Origin of the sequence: Sphingomonas sp. PAMC 26605 (genome assembly GCF_000241485.1) — a bacterium.
In the GTDB taxonomy this organism is placed as follows: Bacteria; Pseudomonadota; Alphaproteobacteria; order Sphingomonadales; family Sphingomonadaceae; genus Sphingomonas.
In genome coordinates this window covers 683,687-692,292 of the sequence record NZ_JH584241.1, presented here as the reverse complement: position 1 = coordinate 692,292, position 8,606 = coordinate 683,687, and the positions used below count along the sequence as shown (strand labels likewise).

Genomic DNA, 8,606 nt, shown 5'->3' with positions numbered 1-8,606 from the left:
TCCAACGTCACCCCCGACTGCGCCTTCACCCGCGCAATCACATCCTCGCCGAGCGCCTCGATATCGGCGCTCGTCGCCGCGCCAAGGTTGAGCAGGAAGTTGCAATGCTTCTCGCTGACCCGCGCATCGCCGCGCCGCAGGCCCCGGCAGCCGGCGGCGTCGATCAGCGCCCAGGCCTTGTGGTCGGGCGGATTCTTGAAGGTCGACCCGCCGGTCTTCGAGCGCAGCGGTTGCGACGCCTCGCGCTCGGCGGCGATGCGGTCCATCTCGGCCTGGATTACTGCTGGCGCTTCGGGATGGCCGCGGAAGGTCGCGCTGACCACGACCGCGCCCGCGGGGAGCGTCGAGTGGCGATAGGTGTAGCCGAGCGCCTCGACCGCGAGCGTCTGCCGCTCGCCCGAGCGCAGGACGATGTCGCACTTGAGGAGCACATCCTTCGTCTCCCGCCCATAGGCGCCGCCGTTCATCCGCACGAAGCCGCCGACCGTTCCGGGGATCGAGCGCAGGAACTCGACGCCGCCGATACCGGCATCGCGCGCGCTCGACGAGACGAGGATCCCGCTCGCGCCCCCGCCGCAGCGTAGCGTGGTGGCGTCGAGCGTCTCGACCTTGGCGAAGGGCTTGCCGAGGCGGATCACCACGCCGGGGACGCCGCCGTCGCGGACGATGAGGTTCGAGCCGAGGCCGAGCGGGAGGACCGGGATGCTGGGGTCGAGGCTAGCGAGGAAGGCGCTGAGGTCGTCGGTGTCCTTGGGCTCGAACAGCCACTCTGCGCTGCCCCCGGATTTGAACCAGACGAGCGGGGCGAGCGGGGCGGATTCGGTCAGACGGCCCTCGACGCGCGGAAGCGACGCTGCACCACGCTCTCCCCTCCCGCAAGCGGGAGGGGGGAAGAAGAAGATGCGCGCGCCATCATCGCGCGGCCTCGATGCCAGCCGCCAAGCCGGCCGCCCACTTCGTGATATCCCCTGCCCCCAGGCACACCACCATGTCGCCCGGCTGCACCGCCTTCGCCAACGCGCTCGCAAGCTCTTCCGGCCCAGCAATCGTCGCCGCCGAGCGATGCCCGCGCCGCTTCAATCCCTCGACCAACGCCTCGGCATCGACACCCGCGACCGGCGCCTCGCCCGCCGCATACACCGGCGCGACAAACACCATATCGGCATCGTTGAACGCGCCCTGGAACTCCTCCATCAGATCGCCCAGTCGCGAGAAGCGATGCGGCTGCACCACCGCGATCACGCGATTTTCGACACCCTCGCGCGCCGCCGACAGCACCGCGCGGATCTCGACCGGGTGATGCCCGTAATCGTCGATGATCGTCACGACGCCGGTCTCGCCGACCCCCACTTCACCAACTTTCGTGAAACGCCGCTTCACGCCGCCGAACTTGGCGAACCCCTGCTGGATCGTCGCATCCTCGATGCCGAGTTCGAGCGCGACGCCGATCGCGGCGAGCGCGTTCTGGACGTTGTGCCGCCCCGGCATCGGCATCTCGATCCCCTCGATCGAGCGCGTCGTCCCGTCACGGTGGCGGACGATCACCTCGAAGCGGTTGCCCCCGGGGATCGGCGTGACGTTCACCCCGCGCACGTCGGACTGCGCCGAAAAGCCATAGGTCACGACGCGCCGGTCGCGGACGCGCGGGATGATGTTCTGCACCTCGGGATGATCGAGGCAGAGCAATGCCGCGCCGTAGAAGGGCACGTTCTCGACGAACTCGACGAACGCATCCTTGACCGCGTCGAACGAGCCATAGTGATCGAGATGCTCGGGATCGATATTGGTGACGACCGCGATCGTCCCGTCCAAACGCAGGAAGCTGCCGTCGCTCTCGTCGGCCTCGACCACCATCCAGTCGCTCGCGCCCAGGCGCGCGTTCGAGCCGTACGAGTTGATGATGCCGCCGTTAATGACGGTCGGATCGACCCCGCCGGCATCCAGCAACGCCGCGACCATCGAGGTCGTCGTCGTCTTGCCATGCGTCCCCGCGACCGCGACGGTCGATTTCAGCCGCATCAATTCGGCAAGCATTTCCGCGCGCCGCACCACCGGGATGCGGCGTTCGAGCGCCGCCTCGACCTCGGGATTGCCGCGCTTGATCGCGGTCGACGTGACGATCACCGCGGCGTCGCCGAGATTGTCGGCATGGTGCCCGATCAGCACCTTGATCCCCTTGGCGCGCAGGCCTTCGACGACATAGCCCTCGGCCACGTCGGAACCCTGCACCGCATAGCCGAGATTCTTCATCACCTCGGCGATGCCCGACATGCCGATCCCGCCGATGCCGACGAAGTGGATCGTCCCGATATCGGTTGCGACGCCCCTCATGCGAATGCCGCCTTGGCAGGCTGCGGCTTGCCGATCGGCATCGTGCCGAGCGGATCGGCGAGGCTCTCGACCAGATTGGCGAGGTCGCGCACGGCGTCAGGCCGCCCACACGCCCGCGCACGCCCCGCGGCATTCTGCAGCGCCTCGGGGTCGAGCCCCAATTTCTGCATCTGCTTGGCGAGCTCGACCGGCGTGAAGTGGCGCTGATCGATCGTCCGCGCGCCGCCGGCAAGCGTCATCTCGCGCGCATTGGCGGTCTGATGGTCGTCGGTCGCCGAGGGCAGCGGCACGAGAATCGCCGGCCGTCCGGCACAGGTGAGCTCGGCGAGCGTCGAAGCACCGGCACGCGCGATCACGAGATGCGCCCAGGCAAGCTGTTCGGGCATGTCGGGCAGATAGGTGGCAAGGTCAGCGGCAATCGACAGCTCGGCATATTTGGCGCGGCAGGCCTCGATATCCTCGATCCGCGCCTGGTGGGTGACTTGCAGCCGCCGCCGGAAGGCGACGGGCAACATCGAAAGGCCGTCGGGGACGACCTGCGACAGGACGCTCGCGCCCTGGCTGCCGCCGGTGACGAGGACGCGGAAGATGCCGTCCTCCTCGAGCAGCGGATACGGCTTCGAGCGCAAGGCGAGCACCGCGTCGCGCACCAGATTGCCGACGAGATGCGTCTTCGCCTGCAGCTTCGGCGCGAGCCGCGCGACGTCGGCGTAGGACGTGGCGATCGCATCGACCTTGCCCGCGACGAGCCGGTTGACGCGGCCGAGCACGGCATTCTGCTCGTGCACCGCGGTCGGGATACCCTGGTTGAACGCACCGAGCAGCGCCGGGAGCGCGGGGTAACCGCCAAAGCCGATCACCGCATCGGGGCGGAAGCTCTTGTACAGCTCGATCGCCATCGCGCGGCCATTGAGCATCGCCCGCGCCGCCTTCAGATAGCCGATCGGCCCGCCGGTGAGGCGGCCGGCGGGAAGGATATGCGTCTGGATCCCCTCGAACAGCCCGGGGAAGCGCACGCCGCGCTCATCGCTGACGAGCGCGACATAATGCCCGCGCTTGATCAGCTCGGCGGCGAGCGCGGCGGCGGGGACCATGTGCCCGCCGGTGCCGCCTGCTGCCAATACGAAATGCTTTGCCATTATATGCCGCTCCGATGCGCGATATATTTGGATCGCGTAACGAACGGATTGCGCCGGGTAAACGCCAGCAGCAACCCCATCCCGATCGACAGCGCGACCAGGGACGATCCGCCATAGCTGATGAAGGGCAGCGTCATGCCCTTCGACGGGGCGAGCCCGGTGTTGACCGCCATCGAGATCAGCGCCTGGACGCCGAACTGCGTCGCGAGGCCAGCGGCCGCGAACAGCCGGAATTCGTCCTGTTCGTCGAGCAGCTTGACGAACACGCGCACTACGATCGCGAGAAAGATCAGCGCGATGATCATGCACGCGATCAGCCCGAATTCCTCGCCGATCACCGAAAAGATGTAGTCGGTATGCCCCTCGGGCAGCCGAAACTTCATCGCGCCGCCCCCCGGCCCGGTCCCGCGCCAGCCGCCCGCGGTGATCGTGTCGTGCGCGGCATTGGTCTGGAAATGGTCGGCCGCGCCGATCCCTTCCGCATCGGGAAACAGGAACGCGTTGATCCGCGCGCGCGCCGTCCCGTAGAACATGTACGCCGCGCCAAGCCCCAGCGGCACCGCGGCGATCAGCCCGCCGATCACCTTGGGCGACGTGCCCGAGATCATCAGCAACGCCATCCACACCGCGCAGAACACCACCGTCTGCCCGAAATCGGGCTGGAGCATCAGCAGCACCGCGACGAGCGCGGTCATCCCGCCGGTGATCGTGACCACCGGAAGCGACTCGTCCTGCGCGCGCATCGACAGCACCCAAGCGGCGGTGACGATGAAGAAGGGTTTGAGGAATTCGGACGGCTGGAGCAGCGACACGCCGAGATTAAGCCAGCGCGTCGCACCGTTCTTCTGCACCCCGATCACCGGCACGAGCATCAGCAGCACGAGGCACGCGACCGTCCCGATCAGCGCCATCCGGCGCGCGACGGGCACTGGCAGCATCGACACGACGAGCAGCACCGGCAGCGAGACGCTGACCCAGGCGAGCTGCCACCACAGATAGAACAGCGGCGGCACGACGTGCTTGCCGTCGGAATAGCGCGTCGCGGCGGCGGGCGACGCCGCCCCGACTGCGACCAGCCCGACCGCCACGAGCAGCAGCGTCAGCAGCAGCAGCATCCGGTCGATATCCCAGAACCACATGCCAAGCGCCGAGCGATCGCCGCGCCCGCCGCGATGCTTCATGCTCTTCCACAGCTTGGGCTCGACGTCGCTCTCGCTCATGCCAGCGCCTCGACCGCTACGCGGAATTGATCGCCGCGATCCTCGAAATCGCGGAACTGGTCGAACGAGGCGCAAGCCGGCGAAAGCAAGACGGTGTCGCCCGGTTGCGCTGCGGCAGCGGCGTGCGCGACCGCGGTGGCGAGATCGCCGCTCACTTCGACCGGGACCTTGCCGTCAAGGATCGCGGCGAAGCGCTGCGCCGCCTCGCCGATCGTATAGGCCTTGACGACATGGCCGAAGGACGGGGCGCAGGCGTCGAGATCGTCCGCCTTGGCCTTGCCGCCGAGGATCCAGTGGACGCGCGAGAACGCCGCGAGCGCGGGCGCGGTCGATTCGGGATTGGTCGCCTTGCTGTCGTTGACGAACGCCACGCCGTTCCGCACCGCGACACGCTCCATGCGATGCGGCAGGCCGGCAAAGCTTTCGAGCCCGCGATCGATCATCGCCTCAGGTACGCCCAGCGCCTGGCACGCGGCAATCGCAGCGAGCGCGTTCTGGGCGTTGTGCGGGCCTTGCAGGCTCGGCCAGCGCGACTGGTCCATGCACACGCCGGGCGCGATCTTGGTGAGATGCTCGCCACGCGCCGACAGGCCGCGCGCGATCAGCGCCGAGGGGGTGTCGCCGATACCGATCACCGCAGCGTGCGTTGCGGACTGCATCGCGAACAGTCGCGCCTTGGAGGCGGCATAGCCCTCGAACCCGTCATAGCGGTCGAGATGGTCGGGGGTGAGGTTGAGCAGCACCGCGACGTCGCAATCGAGGCTGTGCGTCAGGTCGATCTGGTAGCTCGACAGTTCGAGCACATAGACGCCGCTCGCGGGGAGCGGGTCCTGTTCGAGGATCGGCAGGCCGATGTTACCGCCCATCAGGCTCGGGATACCCGCGGTCTGCAGGATGTGGTGAACGAGCGCGGTGGTGGTCGACTTGCCGTTGGTGCCGGTGATGCCGACGACTTTGTGCGGCGGGAGCGATGCGCGGGCCTGGGCGAAGAGTTCGATGTCGCCGATGATCGGCACGCCCGCAGCGCGCGCCTTCGCGGCGACCGGGTGGCGGTTGAGCGGCACCCCTGGGGAGACTACCAACGAGTCGAAACCGGCGAGATCGATCTCGAGCGGGTCCGCAAGCGTCAAAAGCCCCTCCCCTTCAGGGGAGGGGTTGGGGGTGGGGATGTCTGCAGCAGGCGCAGCGTTCGCGTCCAGCACGGCCCCACCCCAACCCCTCCCCTGAAGGGGAGGGGCTATGGCGTCGCGCTTCGCCGCATCGGAATCCCAAGCCACGACCCGCGCACCGCCCGCCAGCAACGCACGCACGCTCGCCGCGCCCGAGCGTGCAAGCCCCAGCACGGCGTAGCTTTTCCCACGCCAGAGGGGCGAGACGATCACCGGAGTTTCAACGTCGAGAGCCCTGCCAGCGCGAGCACGAGCGCGATAATCCAGAAGCGGATCACGACGGTCGGCTCGCTCCAGCCGAGCTGTTCGAAATGGTGGTGGATCGGCGCCATCTTGAAGACGCGCTTGCCCGTGCGCTTGTAGAAGAACACCTGGATGATGACGCTCATCGCCTCGACCACGAACAGCCCGCCGATGATGCCGAGCACGATCTCGTGATGCGCGACGACCGAAATCGCGCCGAGCGCGCCACCGAGCGCAAGGCTGCCGGTATCGCCCATGAACACCGCCGCGGGCGGCGCGTTGAACCACAGGAAGGCGAGCCCCGCGCCGACGATCGACCCGCAGAAGATCGCGAGGTCGCCGGCGTGCGGCACATGTGGGATCCCCAGATAATGCGCGAAATCGGCGCGCCCGACGAGATAGACGATCGCCATGAAGGCGACCGAGGCGATGATCACCGGCATCGTCGCGAGGCCATCGAGCCCGTCGGTCAGATTCACCGCATTGCCGAACGCCACGATCGTGAACGCCGCGAACACGATGTAGAAATAGCCGAGATCGATCACCGACCCGGTGTAGAACGGCAGATACAGATGCGTCCCGTTCTGATGAACGATCAGCGTCGCCGCGATCCCGGCGATGACGAATTCGCCGACCAGCCGCAGCCGGCTCGACACGCCCGCCGTGCTCGCCTTGCGCACCTTGTCATAGTCGTCGAGGAACCCGATCGCGCCGAACCCCAGCGTTACGAAAGTGCAGGCCCAGACATAGGGGCTCGACAGATCCATCCACAGCAGGATCGAGGCGATCATCGAGGTCAGGATCATCAGCCCGCCCATCGTCGGCGTGCCGCGCTTGGCGAGATGCGATTGCGGGCCGTCGCTGCGGATCGGCTGCCCCTTGCCCTGGCGCAGCCGCAGCCAGCCGATGAAGCGCGGGCCGATCAGCAGCCCGAGGAACAGCGACGTCGCGACCGCGGCGCCGGTGCGGAAGCTCTGATACCGGATCAGGTTGAGCAGGCCGGGGAAGCCGAGATAGTCGGCAATGAGATAGAGCATTAAACTGTCCCGCTCCGCAGGGTGTCCGGTATCCTGCCGCGCAGGTCGGCGACGATCGCCGAAAGCCCCACACCGTTCGATCCCTTGATGAGGACCGCGTCACCGGGCGCCAGCAGCTGGGTCAGCAGGGCGCGCGCCGCCGCGGCGTCGGCGACATGGACGAAATCGCCCCTCCCCTCAAGCGCGTTCGCAAGCGGCGCGATCGCTTCACCGACCAGGATGCCCGCTTCGACGCCCGCCGCGAGGATCGGCTCGACCAGCGCGGCGTGATAGTCCGCGGAGCGTTCGCCGAGTTCGCGCATCTCGCCGAGCACCACGATTTTCCGCGTTGCGCGCTCGGCGCCGAGCACCGCGAGCGTCGCGCGCATCGAGGACGGGTTGGCGTTGTAGCTTTCGTCGATGATCAGCGCTTCGCCGTCGTCGACCGGCAGCGCGAAGCGCGCGCCGCGTCCGGCAAGGCCGCCGAGTTCGGCGAGCGCCAGCCCCGCCGCCGCGAGATCGCCGCCCACCGCATCGACCGCCGCGAGCAGAGCCAGGCTGTTCGACACCCAGTGCAGTCCGGGCTGGCTGATCGTGAAGCTCAGCTCGCGCTCCCCGACAACCGCGGTGACGAAGGTCGCGCCACTGGCGAGGCGCATCGATTCGATCGAATGGACGTCGGCGCCCTTGTCGAGACCGAACGTCACGGTCCGCGCGGCATGCGGCGCGGCGGCGGCGATCAGCCGGTCGCGGTGCGGGCTGTCGTACGGCACGATCGCGACCCCGCCCGGTTCGAGCCCCTGGAAGATCTCGCCCTTGGCGTCGGCGATTGCGGCTTCGTCGCGGAAGAAGGCGGTGTGTGCAGGCGCGATCGTCGTGACGATCGCGACGTGCGGGCGGACGAGCCGGGTCAGTGCGCTGAGCTCGCCGGCGTGGTTCATGCCCATTTCGAACACGCCGAAACGGGTGTCGGCAGGCATGCGCGCGAGACTGAGCGGCACGCCGGTATGGTTGTTGTAGCTCTTGACCGAGCGGTGCGCCTGTCCCCGCGCGCCGCGGTCGAGCGCGGCGAAGAGGGCTTCCTTGGTGCCGGTCTTGCCGACCGATCCGGTGACGCCGATGATTTTTGCAGTCGTGCGAACGCGGGCGGCGCGGGCGAGCGCGTCGAGGGCTGCTGTGGTGTCATCGACGAGGACGTGCGGATGCTCGACCGGCTGCGACACGATCGCGCCGGCTGCGCCCTGAACGAAGGCCTGCGGCACGAAACGGTGCCCGTCGGTCGCCTCGCCGGTCAGCGCGATGAACAGGTCGCCGGGGCCGACTTCGCGCGAGTCGAAAGTGACGCCGGTGGCGGTGAAGGGTGCGGAAGCGGAACCGCCGGTTGCGGCGGCGATGGCGGCGGAGGTCCAGAGTACCTTCATAGCCCCTCCCCTTCAGGGGAGGGGTTGGGGTGGGGCTGTAACGGGGGGACACGCTCGGTGAGACACA

General features: G+C 68.1%; 7 protein-coding genes. All 7 read right to left on the bottom strand.

From position 1 onward, the window contains the following. Window positions 1-902: UDP-N-acetylmuramate dehydrogenase (gene murB, locus RH90_RS03015; RefSeq protein ID WP_051124732.1), on the bottom strand; the 902-nt coding region annotated here is incomplete at its 3' end. Between the two features lie 10 nt (window positions 903-912). Further along, entirely contained in the window at window positions 913-2,331 is a 1,419-nt protein-coding gene (gene murC, locus RH90_RS03010; RefSeq protein WP_010183801.1) for a UDP-N-acetylmuramate--L-alanine ligase, read from the bottom strand. After that, window positions 2,328-3,470 (bottom strand): undecaprenyldiphospho-muramoylpentapeptide beta-N-acetylglucosaminyltransferase, encoded by a 1,143-nt coding sequence (gene murG, locus RH90_RS03005; RefSeq protein ID WP_010183800.1) that lies wholly within the window; start codon window positions 3,468-3,470, stop codon window positions 2,328-2,330. The genes murC and murG overlap by 4 nt, the downstream gene beginning before the upstream one ends. Beyond that, window positions 3,470-4,690 carry an FtsW/RodA/SpoVE family cell cycle protein gene (locus RH90_RS03000; RefSeq protein ID WP_010183799.1) on the bottom strand — a complete coding sequence of 407 codons (1,221 nt, stop codon included), beginning with the start codon at window positions 4,688-4,690 and terminating at the stop codon, window positions 3,470-3,472. Before RH90_RS03000 ends, murG begins: the two co-directional genes overlap by 1 nt. Continuing rightward, window positions 4,687-6,072 (bottom strand): UDP-N-acetylmuramoyl-L-alanine--D-glutamate ligase, encoded by a 1,386-nt coding sequence (gene murD / locus RH90_RS02995; protein ID WP_029624994.1) that lies wholly within the window; start codon window positions 6,070-6,072, stop codon window positions 4,687-4,689. The genes RH90_RS03000 and murD overlap by 4 nt, the downstream gene beginning before the upstream one ends. Continuing rightward, window positions 6,069-7,139, bottom strand: coding sequence for a phospho-N-acetylmuramoyl-pentapeptide-transferase (gene mraY / locus RH90_RS02990; protein WP_010183797.1), 1,071 nt, complete (start codon window positions 7,137-7,139; stop codon window positions 6,069-6,071). Before mraY ends, murD begins: the two co-directional genes overlap by 4 nt. Then, a complete protein-coding gene (locus RH90_RS02985; RefSeq protein ID WP_010183795.1) occupies window positions 7,139-8,539 on the bottom strand; it encodes a UDP-N-acetylmuramoyl-tripeptide--D-alanyl-D-alanine ligase in 1,401 nt (466 codons plus the stop codon). Before RH90_RS02985 ends, mraY begins: the two co-directional genes overlap by 1 nt. Window positions 8,540-8,606: the final 67 nt, after the last annotated feature.

Excerpts from the sequence above, each read along its gene's own strand:
- RH90_RS02985 (WP_010183795.1), bottom strand. The coding sequence starts at position 8,539 with ATGAAGGTACTCTGGACCTCCGCCGCCATCGCCGCCGCAACCGGCGGT.
- murC (WP_010183801.1), bottom strand. The coding sequence starts at position 2,331 with ATGAGGGGCGTCGCAACCGATATCGGGACGATCCACTTCGTCGGCATC.
- RH90_RS03000 (WP_010183799.1), bottom strand. The coding sequence starts at position 4,690 with ATGAGCGAGAGCGACGTCGAGCCCAAGCTGTGGAAGAGCATGAAGCAT.
- mraY (WP_010183797.1), bottom strand. The coding sequence starts at position 7,139 with ATGCTCTATCTCATTGCCGACTATCTCGGCTTCCCCGGCCTGCTCAAC.
- murG (WP_010183800.1), bottom strand. The coding sequence starts at position 3,470 with ATGGCAAAGCATTTCGTATTGGCAGCAGGCGGCACCGGCGGGCACATG.